Raw genomic sequence first — 17,276 nt, 5'->3', positions numbered from 1 at the left:
ATCTATTCCTTAATGTCAATTATTTTTTGAACTTTTCTTTTGCGTAAATAGGATTCAATTATGTGATTGGTATTTTCATTACCTTCCATAGGAGTAATAATCGATTCTAAGATAGGTAAATTATTTATTTGATAGTTAAGATCACAAAAACCGAGGCCTTTAAGAACACCATCCTTAATTAAAATAACGCTTTTCTCACCTAGGATTCTACCTTTATCGATGATAGCAATATTCTTTTCGGTTAAGCTATATTTTTGGATTAATTCTTTTACTCTATGGTTATACGTTTCGGTATCTTCTTTTGTGATACAGGCTCCTAGACAGGTGCCTTCATCGTATTTTGAACAGTTGGTTTTTGCTTGCGATAAACCGTTTATTTTGTTACAAAGTTGAAATTCATCGCGTACTGCATGTAAAAAATTTTCTGCAGCAATTAAGCTGTTAAATGTTGTAATTCTTTGGTGGATTGTATGGGTTAATTTTTCTGCTTTTAATTGTAAATATCCTTGATCATTTAAAGAAGCATATACACCGAATGTAAATAGTTTCCGTTTGTGAAAGGGATTATATTTTGGTTTGTTGCGACCTAATTCTTCATTTTCTTTTAAAAGTGCAATCAGTTCGTTCCCTGTTTTTTCAAAAGTAACTTTACGTGTTTCTTTCTGTATTCTTCGGGCTCTATTGCCACTGTTTGTAAAATATTGATTTACACGTTTTTTAATATTATTACTTTTATTCAGTAAGATGATTTCTCCATCTTTATTGTGCATATAAAATAACCCCACTTCAGAAGGTAAATCGTCTACTATATCTAGTTGCCTTGGGGATAATTCACCAAGAGTTTCCGCTTTCAAGACAGATTTAACAATAGTTTTGTCTAAATCTTTAGAAAGTAATAATTTAAAAAGTTTTAAGGTGGCTAGCGCATCACCGTTGGCTCTATGGCGGTCGCTCACAGGAATCCCGAGAGATCTCACCAGTTTACCAAGGCTATAGGATTCTGCTTCGGGTAATAATTTCTGAGCTAATTCTACAGTACAGATCGTTTTCCGTTCAAAATTAAAGCCTAGTCTTCTAAATTCTGTGCGTAGTATTCGGTAATCAAACTGTGCATTATGCGCAATTAAAACAGTGCCTTCGGTAATTTCGACAATCCGTTTTGCTACTTCATAAAATTTAGGAGCGGTAACCAACATTTTATTAGTGATTCCTGTTAAATTAACTACAAAAGGTTGAATCTCTTTTTCAGGATTTACTAGGCTAATAAATTGATCGACCACTTGGTGCCCATCAAATTTATGAATAGCTATTTCTGTGATACCTTCTTCATTATATTTTCCTCCAGTAGTTTCAATATCTAATATTGCGTACATGTATCGTATTCAGAATTCATTTTTAATTAAATGGCATATGCAATCATAAGACCATTTTTAAAGATTAAAGGTAAGTTTTTTAAACTTTTAGGCTGTATTCTTAGCGTTATTTTATCTGCTTCCAAAAATACTACTACCAATTCTTACCATGGTACTGCCTTCTTCAATAGCCATTTTATAGTCACCACTCATCCCCATTGATAGCGTATCTAAATGGTCTAACTTAATGGTCGATAAGTCGAATAAAGTTTTTAAAGATTTAAATTCTCTTCTCACTTGATCTTCATTCTCTGTAAAAGTGGCCATTCCCATAAGGCCTTTGATGTTTATATTATTCAGCGCTTTAAATTCATCAGAATCTAAAATAGCGAACAATTCTTCTTTGTCTAAACCAAATTTCGTATCCTCTTCAGCAATGTGTATTTGCAATAGACAATTTATCGTTCTATCGTATTTTTTTGCTTGTTTATTAATTTCTTTCAATAATTTAAAGCTATCTACACCGTGAACTAAATGAACATATTCTGCCATGTATTTGACTTTATTTGTTTGTACATGACCAATCATATGCCATTGAATATCTTTAGGTAGCTCCTCCCATTTTTGGGTCATTTCTTGAATTTTATTTTCTCCAAAAATACGTTGGCCAACCTCATACGCTTCAACTAAATCAGGTATAGGTTTCGTTTTTGAGACGGCTACAAGTGTTACATTTTCAGGTAATGAGGCTTTAATTTTCTGTAAATTATGAGCAATAGACATAAGAGGTGTGGTATTTATTTTATAAAGCTTTGAGCTACTTTTTCTGCTTTACGCGATGTTGAGTAATCATAAAAACCTTCTCCAGATTTTACACCTAATTTCTTAGCGGTAACCATATTTACAAGCAAAGGACAAGGAGCGTACTTCGGATTTTTAAATCCGTCATACATAACATTTAAGATAGATAGGCAAACATCTAGACCAATGAAATCTGCTAATTGTAATGGTCCCATGGGGTGTGCCATACCTAATTTCATAACGGTGTCTATCTCCTCAACACCAGCAACGCCATTATAAAGCGTTTCAATAGCTTCATTAATCATTGGCATTAGTATTCTATTCGCTACAAATCCAGGATAATCATTAACTTCAGTAGGTGTTTTACCTAATTTTAAGGATAGATCCATGATTAGCTTTGTAACGTCATTTGAAGTAGAGTACCCACGGATTATTTCTACCAACTTCATAATGGGTACAGGATTCATAAAATGCATCCCTATCACTTTTTCAGGCCTGCTGGTTACAGCTGCAATCTGAGTAATGGAGATAGATGATGTATTTGTAGCTAAAATTGTTTTTGCGTCAGTAACTGCATCTAATTGCTTAAATATTTTTAATTTTAAGTCAATATTTTCAGTAGCTGCTTCAACAACTAAATCCATATTTTTTACGCCCTCTTCTAGTTGCGTAAAGGTTGTGATATTAGCTAAAGTATTTATTTTATCAGCTTCAGAAATAACTTCTTTAGCTACCATTCTGTCTAAGTTTTTGTTAATTGTAGCGATACCTTTTTCAAGAGAGGACTCAGAGATGTCAATTAAATTAACTTTAAAACCATTTTGAGCAAAAACGTGAGCAATACCATTACCCATAGTCCCTGCACCAATAACTGCAATATTTTTCATAATTAATGTGGTGTTTTTAACTTAAAAAGAAGCGATAATTTGCAATGCAACACGTAACGCATTGGTCCCTTGTTCTAAACTAACCACAGGTACGGTGTCATTAACAATAGCATCTGCAAAAGTTTCTAATTCGTCTAAAATTGCATTGTTGTTCTCAACCTCAGGATTTTCAAAATATATTTGTTTTTTTAATCCTTCAGCATTCTGTAAAATCATATCAAAATCTCCAGGATTATCTGGAGCATCTTTCATTTTTACAACTTCTACTTTTTTTTCTAAGAAATCTACGGAGATGTAAGCATCTTTCTGAAAAAAACGAGACTTACGCATGTTTTTAAGTGATATTCTACTTGCAGTAAGATTCGCAACACAGCCATTTTCAAACTCAATTCGCGCATTCGCAATATCGGGAGAATTACTGATTACAGAGACCCCACTTGCGTTAATGTGCTTAACCTTAGATGGTACTACACTAAGAATTGCGTCAATATCATGGATCATTAAATCTAATACTACAGGAACATCAGTCCCACGTGGATTAAATTCAGCCAATCGGTGTGTTTCGATAAACATTGGATTATGAATATTGTCTTTAACCGCAGTAAATGCAGGATTAAAACGTTCTACATGCCCCACTTGGCCTTTAACCTTGTGTTTTTTCTCTAGAAATAATAATTCTTCCGCTTCTTCTAGGGTATTGGTAATTGGTTTTTCTATAAAAATATGTTTTCCTTTTTCAATAGCTTTTTTGGCACAATCAAAATGAGACAGCGTGGGTGTTACAATGTCTACTACATCAACGGCATCTATTAATTTGTTGATGTTATCAAAGTAAGTATATCCAAACTCATCCGCCACCTTTTTTCCATTAATGGCATCGGGATCGAAAAAGCCAACTAAATTAAATTTTTCAGATTGATTAAGTAATCGCAAATGAATTTTGCCTAGATGTCCTGCACCTAAAACGCCAACGTTGAGCATAAAAAAAATATTTTTTCAAAAATACGGATACTTAAATGTATTTGCAATCAGATTATTAAGATAAAGGATGTTTTTAAACGATTGTTTTAAATTTATTAATTGAGTTTTCTAGCACAGTTTTTTTTAACTTCGTCCCACAAAACCAAACCCATTGAAAGACACACTTAAACACAAAGGCATGCGAAATAAGCTAGCAGAAACGCTAGTGAAAAAAGGTATCGCAAATAAAAATGTTTTAGAAGCTATTAAAACGATTCCGCGTCATTTATTTTTAGACAGTAGTTTTGAAGATCATGCGTATCAGGATAAAGCTTTTCCTATTGGCGCTGAGCAAACAATTTCTCAGCCTTACACGGTTGCTTTTCAAACAGAATTACTAGAATTAAAGCCTAATGCTAAGATCCTAGAAATAGGAACGGGTAGTGGGTATCAAACAGCGGTTCTATTGCACCAAAAAGCAAAAGTATATACCATAGAACGTCAATTAGAATTATTTAAAAAGACAAAATTATTCTTTTCGAAAATGGGGTATCGGCCTAAAAAAAATATTTTTGGTGATGGATATAAGGGGTTGCCAGAAGAAGCGCCTTTTGATGGGATCATAGTAACTGCTGGTGCGCCATATGTGCCAAACCCATTACTTGCACAATTAAAAATAGGAGGAAGGCTTGTAATTCCTGTAGGAGGTGAAGAACAAGTGATGACACTTTTTATTCGCAAGTCTGAAAAGGAATTTGAAAAAAAAGAATTTGGTTCTTTCCGTTTTGTGCCGCTTCTTGAAGACAAAAATTAATGAAGAAACTTTAGGTTTTTAATCTTACTTTTTATTTATAACCTATAAATCTAGTTAAACCACTATAAATAAGAAGCTGTTTTTTAGTTCGTATAAATTAGAAATAGAAGCTTGTTTGTTTTAAGGTTTTTCTGTTTCTTAGGTTGTAAAGGTTTTAAAAAGAGGAATGCATACTATAATAAAAACTAATTATTTTGTGTTCTTACTCAGATTGCTATTACGGACATGTAGGTGTATTTCATCATGAATTTTCTTGTTCTAGTTGTTAGCATCAAACCTTTTTTGCTTTCAATTTGGAATGTTTCATGTCTATTTTTTTAGTCATCCAATCAGGGTAATTGGTATCGTCTTCTGCTTCAAAAACCTTTAAATGTTGTTCGTCCGATGGTTTTATTAAGTCATCTTGACGGCAGCCTAGTATGGTTGCTGCTGTTTGAACACCTGAATAACTAGCGCCGGCAACACCGTGTGATACGATACTTGCGCCACACATGTATAAATTTTCTATTTCACTTTTAGATTTGTAGGCAAATGGACCAATATGTTTTAAACTTTTTTCTGTACCGTAAACACTACCACGAGTAGAATTAATATAGTATTTGTTGGTTAGTGGTGTGCCTAATTCTTTTTGCGTAACATGGTTTGAAATACCAGGTATTACTTTTTCTAAAGTCACAAAAAACTTAGCAATTATTTGTTCTTTAAATTGTAAATAAGCTTTGGATCGTTCTATATTCTCGCCTTTAAAACTCTCAAAAGCATCATAATCTATATAGGTAATAGCTTCAATAGTATGATGTTTACCATCATAACTAGAGGGGTCTTTTAGTGTTGTGCAGCTAATAAACATACCAGGAAATTCTTCGTCTTCTAGAAGGTCTTTTTTCTGCATATCAGCATACAAATCATCCATATCTTTATTAGGCATTCGCCAAATATTTCCAGAATCAACACCGGCTTTTGTAACATCCATATCAACTGTTATGAAGAGCATTAATGATGTGCAAGAGTATTTAGTTTTACTAAGTTTTTTTTTAATTTGGTACTTAAGTGTTCTTCTCCTATTAATTTTTGGTAAGTTATTCCTGGGTCTGCATTAGATATAATACATTTAGCAAATATTTGTTGACCATCTGTTAATTCTACACCTATCGCTTTTTTTATTTTCGCAGTATTCTCTAATAAAATACGTTTTACAGAAGTACTAGTTTTTATAATGCCATCTTTCATTTTAATAGCATTTGTCATTGCCTTTACAATAGCTCCGCCTCCTCCCATAGGGTAAAAACCTCCGTGATGGTAATGATGCATAATTGCTGCATGCATTAAAAAACTAGCTTTTGCGGGCGCTAGACCGTGATTACCAAACTGAATATTTAAAACACGTTGTAACAGGGGGTCTTTAATGTGCCAACCTATAACCCGTTTTAAGCTAAAGGGTGAGTATTTTCCCATATGCTTGGTTCGAAAAGGGATTGTAATTTGCTGCCAAACAGTTTTTATTTTAGCAATCAAACCTAGCTGATGACCTACGTTTTTAACTAATTTTAAATATTTAATTATATTTTTCTTTTCATGAGGAAAACGCTGGATTAATCTGTTTTCAAAAGTTTTAAAATCTGCAGGATAATCAAAACGCTCATCACCGATCCAGCAATGCTCAAAAGCATCTGGGTTTTGACGATAAAACGCCATATCATTTGCTACGCCCAAACCTTCATAGAGTTCACTTGTGGATAAACCTTCTCCAACTAAGCCTACATAATGAACGCCAGGAGTAAAACGGTCGCCATTAAGATAAAAACTATGACACCAACCACCTGGAACATCATGTTGTTCTAAAATCAACACCTTTTGTCCTGCTCTCGATAGGCAAATTGCAGCCGCTAAACCTCCGACTCCAGAACCAATAATAATAGAATCAAATGTTTTGTTATTTAAAGGTTTGGCTTTATTTACAGGCATTTAGTAGCTGTTTTTGTTTAGCAGGTAATTATTTTTAAGGTATAAAGGTAAATAAAATACGAGTTCTTTTGCTTTAAAAACTAAGGGGTAGTATGTTTCTGTTCTTAAATGTTTTGTAAATAATTATTTATGGTTCTCGATGGTAATTTTTTAGCAGCTTAAAAAGCTTTAATATCCCTAAGAATTCTAAAAAGTGAATGTGTCTATTATTTTATGTAGATTCTTTTGAAGTTGAATACTTAAGCGTTTGTTGCGTTTTATATTGTAAAAGAGCAACAAAGAGAGTTTTTTTGAATTAAACTTAAAAAGAGCTTTAGTTATTAAAGCTCTTTTTAATGCGATCTAAATCTTTTTTATTGTCACGATCTTTCATTGTTTCTCGCTTATCATAAAGCTTTTTACCTTTTGCTAAACCAATATTTATTTTAGCTAAACCTCGATCATTTAAGAATAAATTTAAAGGAATAATGGTAAGACCTGTGTTCTTAACTTCTTTTTCTAACTTTCTAAGTTCACCGCGATTTAAAAGTAGTTTTCGCTGTGCTTTAGGAGCGTGATTAAAGTGTGTACCGTGCGAATATTCATCAATCTGCATATTGATGATAAAAAGTTCTCCACGCTCGTTAAATTCACAAAAACTTTCTGAAATAGAAGCTTTGCTTAATCGAATCGATTTTATTTCGGTACCTCCCAATACTAGTCCGGCAGTATACGTATCCAAAATTTCAAAATCGAAACGGGCTCGTTTGTTTTTTATATTTATTTTCTTTTGTATCACAACTACAAAAATAGTAACAATTAAATGATATGCAATTGAACAAACTGATTAATACTTTATTAATTTTGTAATGACTAACCTACTTCTGCGATTAAGGTCTAAAATCAAACCGATGAAAAATATTCTTATAACCTTTATTATAATACTTTCTGCTTGTAAAAATGTTACAGATAAAAAATTGACTGCAAATGAAATTGTTAATAAAGCTATTTTAGTGAGTGGCGGTGATTTATATGAAACCAGTAAAATTGCTTTTAAATTTAGAGATAAAGAATATGAATCTGATGCAAAAGGCACAATTCTAAAACGAAAGTTTGTAAGTGATTCTTTAAATTATATTGATATTAAAACAAATTCTGATTTTCAACGCTACATTAATGATACTCCAGTAGTCGTTTCAGATTCAGTGTCCTCTGTTTATGGTGATGCAATAAACTCTGTACATTATTTTGCGCAATTACCCTATCATTTGAATGATAAAGCGGTTAACAAAATCCTTTTAGGAGAGCAACAATTGAATGGAGTATTTTATTATTTGATTCAAATTACATTTAAGCAAAATGGAGGAGGAACAGATTTTGACGACACTTATTACTATTGGTTTAATAAAGAGACTTTTACTCCAGATTATTTAGCCTATGATTTTCATACTAATGGTGGTGGCGTGCGTTTTAGAAAAGCTTATAATGAGCGTTATGTAAATGGAATACGTTTTGTAGATTACGAAAATTATAAGCCAAAAAATAATACTGCGACTATAGAAAATATAGCAGATTTATATACAAAAAATCAATTGGAGTTACTCTCGAAGATTGTATTAGAAAATATAACTGTAGTTTCTGAAAATTAATCCATTTTTAAACGAATGGATGTTGCTTTACCATCAATTATTCTAACAATAAATAAGCTGCTGTTGTCATAATCATCCATTGAAGTATATTTTTCTTCGCCTAACATTTTGTTAACGAAATCTGGTGTGGTGTTGCTATGACCAACGATTAAAATATTTTCTCCTTCGTGGATAATTTTAAAATCTTCAACATTTACCGTAGAAGGATCATAATTGTTGATGCTTAATTCTCTGCTTACAGCTGTGGGAGCTGCTGTCATCATAGTTCTGTCGTAATCTGTACTGTAAATAGCATTTAAATCTATTTCACTAAAAACGCGTTCCCATCTAATGGCTCTTCCTAGTCCGTCTTGATTTAATTCTGGATCTTTATTATCAGGATTACTTCTATCTTTTTCACCATGTCTAATAAAGTAGAAGGTAGAAACAACACTTTCCTTAGGTGCCCCTTCTATAATAGGTTTATCATCTTTACAGCTGGTAAAGTTTATCAATATAATGGAGACTAAAAGTATTTTAAGAGCTTTCATAGTGATGATAGAATGATTTTAGTGAATAAAATAAGCTACTAAATATAACTCAATATCTTTTAATATAGTATTTCCGAGGGGTTATTTTTAGTATTTTTAATATTCAGAATTTTAAAAATTCTAACAATAATGAATCAATTCGTAAGAAAATAATTTAAGCAAAAAATAGGTTGCAGATGGTCGTAAAGGGTTTTATCTTGCAGTCAATAAAAAATTGAGTATTAACAGTACATTTTAAAGGATAAATCAGGCAAGATGAACAAAAAAATAGACCAGTTAGCGGCAGATAATATTAGAGCTTTAGCTATTTCTATGGTAGAAAAAGCAAAATCTGGACATCCAGGAGGTCCAATGGGAGGCGCAGATTACATGCATATTTTGTATTCTGAGTTTTTTAATTATGATCCTTCTGATATGACATGGCCATTCCGTGATCGTTTTTTTATGGATGCAGGGCATTTATCACCTTTATTATATGCTCAATATTATTTATTAGGTAATTTCTCTAAAACAGATGTTCAGGGATTCAGACAATGGGGTTCTGTAACGCCAGGCCATCCAGAAGTAGATGTTAAAAGAGGTATTGAAAATACATCAGGACCATTAGGTCAAGGGCATACTATGGGAGTAGGTGCTTCTATTGCAGCTAAATTTTTACAAGCAAGGTTTGGCGATTGGATGAACCATAAAGTTTACGGATTTATATCTGATGGTGGAGTTCAAGAAGAAATTTCACAAGGAGCAGGTAGAATTGCTGGCCATTTAGGCTTAAGTAATTTTATTATGTTCTATGATTCTAATGATGTACAATTATCTACTAAGACAGATGAAGTTACATCAGAGGACACCGCAATGAAATATAGAGCTTGGGGTTGGAATGTGGTAACTATTGACGGTCATAACCATGATGAAATTAGAAAAGCACTAAAAGATGCTAATACAGAAACAGAAAAGCCAACTTTAATTATAGGTAAAACTATCATGGGTAAAGGTTGTGTTACAGCAACGGGAGAAACTTACGAAGGGTATACGGAGCTACATGGTAAGCCTATTAGCGATACCGGAGCAGATTTCGTAAAAACATTAGTACATTTAGGAGCAAATCCTGAAGATGAATTTGCAATCTATGCAGATGTAGAAGCGTCTTACGAAGAGATTATAACTAAAAAAATAAAAGAAGCACAACTTAAAAAGCAAGAAGTATTAGCTTGGAGAGAAGACAATAAAGAGTTATCTGCGAAATTAAATTCTTTCTTAGCGGGAGAATTACCTGAGCTAGATTTTGAATCCATTGAATACAAAGCAGGTTTGGCTACAAGAGCAGCTTCGGCAAATGTTTTAGGATATTTAGCAGGGAAAGTAGAGAATATGATAGTTTCTTCTGCAGATTTATCTAATAGTGATAAAACAGACGGATTCTTAAATAAAACACATTCTTTGCAAAAAGGAGATTTTACAGGTTCATTTTTACAATCTGGTGTTGCAGAACTTACGATGGCGGCTATGGCTAATGGGATGGCATTGCACGGTGGTGTAATTCCAGTAGTAGCTACGTTCTTTGTGTTTTCTGATTATATGAAACCAGCCATACGTTTAAGTGCTATTCAGGAACTTCCTGTGAAGTTTGTATGGACGCATGATGCATTTAGAGTTGGAGAAGATGGACCAACGCACCAACCAGTTGAACAAGAAGCTCAAATTCGTTTATTAGAAAAATTGAAGAACCATAGCGGTGATCCTAGTTTTATTGCTTTACGTCCAGCAGATTCTGCTGAAACTGTAGTAGGATGGAAAATGTTATTAGAGAATGATAAAGTTCCTTCAGGTTTAATACTTTCTAGACAAGGTATAAAAGATGTACCTGCAGTAGGTAAATCTAGATATGAAGATGCTTTACAGGCAGAAAAAGGAGGGTATTTGGTTCAAAAATCAGAAAATCCAGCAATTACTTTAATTGCAAACGGATCTGAAGTTGCTACGCTGATTGAAGCAGCGGCATTACTTAAAGAGCATAAAGGTCTTGAGGTTAATATTGCTTCAATTATATCAGAAGGTTTGTTTAGACTACAATCTAAGGAATATCAAAATAGTGTTATCGTTACCGATAAGCCTGTGTTTGGTTTAACAGCAGGATTGCCCGTAAATTTAGAAGGCTTGGCAGGTGCTAATGGAAAAGTATTTGGTTTAGAGCATTTTGGGTACTCAGCTCCAGCATCTGTACTTGATGAGAAATTTGGATTTACAGGAGAGAAAGTGTACCAACAAGTGGTTTCTTTCTTAGAATAAAATAGAAGTACGTATAGAATAAAAAAGGTCTAACAATTTGTTGAGGCTACTGAAAAAGTTTCTTTTTTTTAGTAATGGATAAAAAAAAGCGATCAAACAAAATTTGTTTCTGTTTGATCGCTTTTTTTATTTACATTTTCATTACTGGGGCTTTGGACTGTTTTTACAACTTTATCATGTACAGTCTTGTATTATGTCTTTTTTTTTCGATTTTCTTGTTTACATTCCTAATTTGAGTATTCTTTTCAAGTTTACGGTAAATATTGCGATTGCACCTTGCATTTGCATCTTCTCAATACCATATGCAGTAGCCCGTCCATATCCATGTACATTTTTTAGTTCACCGTTCTTAGCTTCTATTTTATATCTATGTTTTGCTTTGTCTTTGTAATAATCGGTTTCTTGAAAGATTATTTGTTCTTGGTGAAGATTTGACTTTATGGAGACCGAATAGCTTTTGGTTTTTGCCCCGGGTTTATAACATCCGTCTTTTAAAGGACAGGTCTTACATTTTTCAACATCAAAATAAAAGGTGAGTACTTGGTTTTCACCAACATTTTTTCTTCCTTGTTTTGCTTTTCGTATCGCCATATGACCCGCTGGGCACACAAACATATCAGCGTCCTTATTATAATCAAACTTGTCCTGGTCTTTTCTAAACCCCTGTGTAATCGAAGGATTTAACTTGGCTACTACATTTATACCCTGTAGTGAAGTTAATTTAAGGTTTTCTTTTCCTGAGTAAGCTCCATCACCAATAATGGTATCTACCTTAATTCCATTTTCTTGACTGATTTTTAAGAGTTCGGGTAATTCTGGGCCATCTCCTTTTTCTCCCGAAGTAACGACCGCTGCCGTAATTATACGTTCCTCGGTCATTGCAATATGGGTCTTGTAACCAAAGAAGGAACTATCGGCCGATTTGTGTCCCGTCCTAGCATCTTTATCTGTTGAAACAATATAATTGTCTTGAGTATCCGCGACCGTTTCCTTTAATAGATTCAGTTTCTCCTTGACCGCAGGTATTAGACCCAATGTTGGGTCGGACCCGATTACTTTTTCAAGTTCTTTACAATACGTGATTTCATTTTGTAGATCGTCATCCTCATTTTTCTTGGGCATACGTTCTTTCCAATCTTGATCCACGGCATAAATTGCCCTGCGAAGTATTCTTGAGCGTTCTTTTAAAACTTGGACAGCGGAAAATGGATTTGATTTTGATAAGGTGTGCGTAGCATCAACGATAATCGATTTTGAACGAACAATTCCTTTTTCAATAGCAATAGCAACTGTTTTGCCTATCAAAAGATTCAATAGATCGGTATCCTTTAAACGTAACTTCCTGAATTTTGTCAATGAACTAGGGTTGATCACATCTTCTTCGGGAGTCATTTCAAGGAAGTATTTAAAAGACATATCAAATCTGGAACGATCAACAACATCAACGTCCGAAACAGTATAGATTGTTTTCAATAATAAATACTTGAACATACGAACCGGACTCTCTGCATTACGTCCATTGTTCGAACAATATTTACTTGCCAGTTCATCGTAAATAAAAGAAAAATCAATTAATTCATTGATTTTTCTTAGGAGATTGTCCTTAGGAACTATTAAGTCATATAGATCGGAATACGCACTCAATTGAATTTTTTGTTGCTGTAATAACATATTTAAATAACTGATAATCAGCTAATAAAAATACGAAAAAAGGAGTAAAAACACAATAGCTTTTACTCCTCGCATGATATATTTTTTTAGCCCAACCTAGGCTAAAGGACTTTTTCAGTAGCCTCCAATTTGTTAGGCCTTTTTTTATTTCAATAGGTACTTATTTTGTTATCCAAGGATGTTTTTTTATTTAGCGATTGGTACAGTAAAGTAAAATGTAGCGCCTTCACCTTCTTTGGTTTCTACGCCAATAGCTCCACCATTATTTTCTACCATCTCTTTACAGAGTAATAAGCCTAATCCAGTCCCTTTTTCTTTATTTGTACCATAGGCGCTTTGCAAGCTAGAGTCGGGCTTAAAGAGCTTGTTTTTAACTTCAAGACTCATTCCCATACCATTATCTTGGATCATTATTTCCCAATAGTTATTTTTTAACGTAGCCTTAAGAACTATTTCTCCTCCAATAGGGGTAAATTTTATGCTGTTATTTAATAAATTTCTAATAATTAAATTAAATTGATTTCGGTCACAATATATTTCGGCATCTTCAGGTATTTTATTTTGTACTTCAATGTTTTTTTGATTAGCATTTTCTTGCAATAACTGGATGCTATCATTAACCCTTGTTTTTAAATTAAAATTCTCCGGTTTGTTTACAAAGCCATTCATTTGGGATTTACTCCAATTCAATAAATTATTTAAGGTAAAAGACATGGCATCTACATCATTGTATAGTTTGGGAACAAAATTTAAAAAGTCATCTGTTTGTATATCTCCATTTTTGATTAATAAAAGTAGATTCATTAAGGCATTGATAGGAGATCTTAAATCATGACTTATAATTGAAAATAATTTTTCTTGAGTTTCATTGGCGTAGGTTAATTTCTTTTTACTTTCTTCAAGCGTTGTAGCCTTTTGTTTTAACTGATAATTAAGTTTTTTTATCAATTTATTGTTTTTATACACACAAAAAGAGATTATCCCAGCTATAAAAACGCCAAATAAACTGAATGCGATGTACGATTTTTGTTGTGCTAAAGCACTGTTGGTTTCTTTCTTTAATTCATCTTGCTCTAGCTTAAAATTTGTTTTGACTTTGAGCATGAGCAAAGCATTTTTTTTATCTTTTAGAGCAGTGCTATCCGTAATCATTTTGAAGTTTTCAAGATAGGATAATGCTAGAGCAGTATTGTTTTTCTTTTTGTTTAAAATGTACAATACTTCAGATAGTCCAGCAATACCCGCTTGGTATTTTTGTTTCTCTGCAATTTTTAAACCTTTGAGCGCTAATTCTTCTGCAATATCATATTCTTGAAGTTGTACATAGCTTTTTGCTTTTCCGCAGAGCAAATCGGCCTTTCTGATTTGGTCCTGGAGTTTTTTGTGGCTTTCTTCACTTAGTTCAAAATATTTTAAAGCTTCTTTAGGATTCTTTTTTTCTAGATAAAGTTCTCCCTTTGTAATATAAGCGAAGGATAGCCATTCTTGTTTCTCCTGCTCCTTAAATAGGACTATACTCTGGTCTAAGAATTCAAGAGCTTTGTCAAATTTTTTATTTTTTACATTTAGATATCCTAGATTACTCTTTATTATTCCTATCCAAAGTTTTTTGTTTAATGCTTCTGATAGCTTCAAAGAATTTTCATAATAGGGTACCGCTTCTTTGGTGTCACCTAATAATAGAAATAATGTTGCTAAATTTGTATTGAGCTTAATTTCGCTGAGCAAATCTTTTTTACTTTTACTGAATTCTAGAGCCTCTTGGTAAATTTTATAGGCGTTTTCGTGATCTCCAGCATGCATTTGCATCATTGCTTTTACATTATAAGCAGATAGTAAAGTACTATCTGCATTAACTTCTTTGGAGAGTTTTATGGCTCGGTCTATTTGTTGGTAAGATGCGTCAGTTTGGTTTGAGGTGATGGTAGATGAAAATGCTAGCGCTATAAACGCCTTGGCTTGTCCTCTTTTATAATTTATTACTTTACTAAGTTTTATCGCCTTATGGCTAAGAGAGCTAACACTGTCAAAATTGGAGTATACTAATTCCCAAGCCAATTCATTTATTAAATTGATGTAAACGGTGTCTTTCTCAAATGAGCTGTGATTCAATTTATATTCCTTTACTTCAGAAAGTATAGCTTGCTTTTTACCTTGAGCATGCGTACTTGATATGCTTAGTAATGATATGATGAAAATTAAGAATAAGAGCGTGTTGAGTTTATATTTCATTGTATACGAAGTAAATGGCTTCGTTTAAAGTAATGAAATAATTCGGAAATAAATAATTTTAGTTGGTGTTAATAGGTTCTTTATGCATGGTAAAATAAAAGGTACTTCCTCCGTTAACAGTGCTTTTTACAACAATTTCGCCTCCGTTTTTTGTTACCATTTCTTTACAGAGCAACAGGCCTAATCCTGTTCCTTTTTCTTTATTTGTACCATAAGTACTCTGTAAAGCAGAATCCGGTTTAAAAAGTTTTTTTAGAACATCTGTTGGAATACCTACGCCATTGTCTTTAATAGATATCTTCCAAAAGTGTTTTTCTTCAGCAGCCTGTATATGGATCTCACCACCCGAAGGGGTAAATTTAATACCATTGGTAACTAAATTTCTTACGATTAAATTAAACTGATTAACGTCACAATATACTTCAGCAGCTTTTGGTACACTATTAATAATGGAGATTGTTTTCTGATTTGCATTTTCTTGTAGTAGTTGAATGCTGTTGTTTATTTTTTCACTTACATTGAAATTAATAGGCTTATTTACAAAACCATTCATTTGTGATTTACTCCATGATAATAAATTATTTAAGGTGAAGGACATAGCGTCAACATCGTTATATAATTTAGGTGCAAAATTTAAAAATTCACTTGGTTTAATATCACCATTTTTAATTAATAGGAGTAAGTTTTTTAAGGCGTTGATAGGCGATTTTAAATCATGACTTATGATTGAAAAAAGTTTCTCTTGAGTCTCATTAGCATATTTTAGTGTTTTTTCACTGTTTTCAAGTATTTGAGTTTTGTCTTCTAATTGATGATTTAAATTAGTAATAATATTATTATTTCTATAGCCATAATACGCAATGAGAATAACTAAAAAAACAATAAATATACTAAAAGTAATATAGGTTTTTTGCTGCTTTATTGTTCTTTGGTTTTCTAATTTAAGATCGTTTTGTTGTTTTTGAAAATTAGTTTTTGCATTCAAAAGTGCCAATGCATTTTGTTTGCTTTGAAGGGCTGTACTATCCGTAATATTTTTAAATTTTTCTAAATAGAAAAGCGCTTCCTTTTGGTTTTTTTTCTCTTTATTTAATTGATAGAGAATTTCTGAAAAGTTAGCAATTAGTATTTGATTTTGGTTTTCAATTGATGATAAGTACCCTTCTTGAGCTAATTCTTCTGATTTTTCTAATTCATTTATTTGTTGATAGTATTTGGTGTAGCTTAAGAGTAAGTCTTGCTTTAATTTTTTATCTATTAGATTTTTTTGCAAACCCTTACTTAAATCAAGATAGCGCAAAGCCTCTTTAGTCTCCTTTATATTCAAAAGAATATTTGCTTTGGTGAGATAGGCGTAAGCAAGCCACTCTTTTCGGTCTACTTCAATAAAAATCTGAATGCTTTCATCTAAAAAAATAATTGCTTTATCAAACTGATGGGTGTCATTATATAAAAAACCCAAATTGCTTTTTACAACCCCCACCCAAAATTTATCATCCAAACGGTCTGTGATAGCAAGTGCTCTTATATAAAATTTTATAGACTCATCACTGTCTCCCAATATAGAAAATAGTGTGGCTAGATTAGAGTAAAGTTTTGTTTCCTCTAATGGGTTTCTATTGTTATCACACAGAAGTAACGCATTTTGATACTGTTCATAAGCTCCCTCATAATCATCAACGTAGGTTTTATAAATGGCCTTAATATTATAAGCAGATATTAGCGTACTGTCCGCTTTTATTTCAGTACTTAATAATATTGCCCTGTCAATGTTGTTTAAGGTTGTTTCAGAATCTTTACAGGCAATAACTTCACTGTATGAAGATGTTATAAGTGCTTTTGCTTCACCTCGTTTGTAATTTATTTTTTTACTTAAGTATAGAGCCTCTTTACTTAATATTTTGACGCTGTCATAGTTCGAATATCTTAATTCCAGACCTAGTGCATTAATTAGATTGATATAAGAAGAGTCTTTCTCCTTACCTGCAAGTCGGTGTGCTGTAATTTTTGAAAGAATTTCTTGTTTTTTCCCTTGAGCAGTGAGCTCAGGAATATTAAAAAAAGAAAAGATAATTAGTAAGAAAATAAGTGTAGTGTGGTTACATTTCATAAGTTCGCAAAGTGGCTGGCAGTGCTGAAATTAAAGAAAT

Annotated in this window: 14 protein-coding genes; 3 read left to right on the top strand and 11 right to left on the bottom strand. The window is 32.7% G+C overall.

Going from position 1 to position 17,276, the window contains the following annotated elements; translation table 11 throughout:
* Positions 1–2: 2 nt before the first annotated feature.
* From CELAL_RS21080 to CELAL_RS21065, 4 genes are all read right to left on the bottom strand, one after another.
* Positions 3–1,373: an exonuclease domain-containing protein gene (locus CELAL_RS21080; protein WP_013552939.1), complete on the bottom strand. Its 1,371-nt coding sequence runs from the start codon at positions 1,371–1,373 to the stop codon at positions 3–5.
* 111 nt (positions 1,374–1,484) lie between these two features.
* Positions 1,485–2,135, bottom strand: a complete 651-nt coding sequence (locus CELAL_RS21075; protein WP_013552938.1) for a YggS family pyridoxal phosphate-dependent enzyme — start codon at positions 2,133–2,135, stop codon at positions 1,485–1,487.
* A 14-nt stretch (positions 2,136–2,149) separates the two neighbouring features.
* Positions 2,150–3,040, bottom strand: a complete 891-nt coding sequence (locus CELAL_RS21070; RefSeq protein WP_013552937.1) for a 3-hydroxyacyl-CoA dehydrogenase family protein — start codon at positions 3,038–3,040, stop codon at positions 2,150–2,152.
* Positions 3,041–3,061: 21 nt separating this feature from the next.
* Positions 3,062–4,021, bottom strand: a complete 960-nt coding sequence (locus tag CELAL_RS21065) for a Gfo/Idh/MocA family protein (RefSeq protein ID WP_013552936.1) — start codon at positions 4,019–4,021, stop codon at positions 3,062–3,064.
* Positions 4,022–4,172: 151 nt separating this feature from the next.
* Between CELAL_RS21065 and CELAL_RS21060 the strand changes: the two genes are divergently transcribed.
* Positions 4,173–4,814: a protein-L-isoaspartate(D-aspartate) O-methyltransferase gene (locus tag CELAL_RS21060; protein ID WP_013552935.1), complete on the top strand. Its 642-nt coding sequence runs from the start codon at positions 4,173–4,175 to the stop codon at positions 4,812–4,814.
* A gap of 271 nt (positions 4,815–5,085) precedes the next feature.
* Here the strand turns inward: CELAL_RS21060 and CELAL_RS22705 are convergent, their stop codons facing one another.
* From CELAL_RS22705 to smpB, 3 genes are all read right to left on the bottom strand, one after another.
* A complete protein-coding gene (locus tag CELAL_RS22705) occupies positions 5,086–5,787 on the bottom strand; it encodes a phytoene desaturase family protein (protein ID WP_245529667.1) in 702 nt (233 codons plus the stop codon).
* Positions 5,788–5,807: 20 nt separating this feature from the next.
* Entirely contained in the window at positions 5,808–6,779 is a 972-nt protein-coding gene (locus CELAL_RS22700; RefSeq protein WP_245529666.1) for a phytoene desaturase family protein, read from the bottom strand.
* 313 nt (positions 6,780–7,092) lie between these two features.
* Entirely contained in the window at positions 7,093–7,554 is a 462-nt protein-coding gene (gene smpB / locus CELAL_RS21050) for an SsrA-binding protein SmpB (RefSeq protein WP_041558419.1), read from the bottom strand.
* A 115-nt stretch (positions 7,555–7,669) separates the two neighbouring features.
* Between smpB and CELAL_RS21045 the strand changes: the two genes are divergently transcribed.
* On the top strand, positions 7,670–8,407 hold the full coding sequence (locus CELAL_RS21045) for a DUF6503 family protein (RefSeq protein ID WP_013552933.1): 738 nt from the start codon (positions 7,670–7,672) through the stop codon (positions 8,405–8,407).
* Here CELAL_RS21045 and CELAL_RS21040 read toward each other — a convergent pair.
* Positions 8,404–8,937 carry a histidine phosphatase family protein gene (locus CELAL_RS21040; RefSeq protein ID WP_013552932.1) on the bottom strand — a complete coding sequence of 178 codons (534 nt, stop codon included), beginning with the start codon at positions 8,935–8,937 and terminating at the stop codon, positions 8,404–8,406. The two genes, CELAL_RS21045 and CELAL_RS21040, sit on opposite strands and share 4 nt — an antisense overlap.
* Positions 8,938–9,192: 255 nt before the next feature.
* Between CELAL_RS21040 and CELAL_RS21035 the strand changes: the two genes are divergently transcribed.
* Entirely contained in the window at positions 9,193–11,223 is a 2,031-nt protein-coding gene (locus CELAL_RS21035) for a transketolase family protein (protein WP_013552931.1), read from the top strand.
* 219 nt (positions 11,224–11,442) lie between these two features.
* Here the strand turns inward: CELAL_RS21035 and CELAL_RS21030 are convergent, their stop codons facing one another.
* From CELAL_RS21030 to CELAL_RS21020, 3 genes are all read right to left on the bottom strand, one after another.
* A complete protein-coding gene (locus CELAL_RS21030) occupies positions 11,443–12,894 on the bottom strand; it encodes an IS1182 family transposase (protein WP_013551459.1) in 1,452 nt (483 codons plus the stop codon).
* Positions 12,895–13,080: 186 nt separating this feature from the next.
* Positions 13,081–15,126 (bottom strand): tetratricopeptide repeat-containing sensor histidine kinase, encoded by a 2,046-nt coding sequence (locus tag CELAL_RS21025; RefSeq protein ID WP_013552930.1) that lies wholly within the window; start codon positions 15,124–15,126, stop codon positions 13,081–13,083.
* Between the two features lie 58 nt (positions 15,127–15,184).
* Complete coding sequence (locus CELAL_RS21020) at positions 15,185–17,236, bottom strand: tetratricopeptide repeat-containing sensor histidine kinase (protein ID WP_013552929.1); 2,052 nt, start codon at positions 17,234–17,236, stop codon at positions 15,185–15,187.
* Positions 17,237–17,276: the final 40 nt, after the last annotated feature.

Source organism: Cellulophaga algicola DSM 14237 (assembly GCF_000186265.1).
GTDB classification, from domain to species: Bacteria; Bacteroidota; Bacteroidia; order Flavobacteriales; family Flavobacteriaceae; genus Cellulophaga; species Cellulophaga algicola.
The sequence above is the reverse complement of the archived record's forward strand: the minus strand, read 5'-3'. Positions and strand labels throughout refer to the sequence as shown.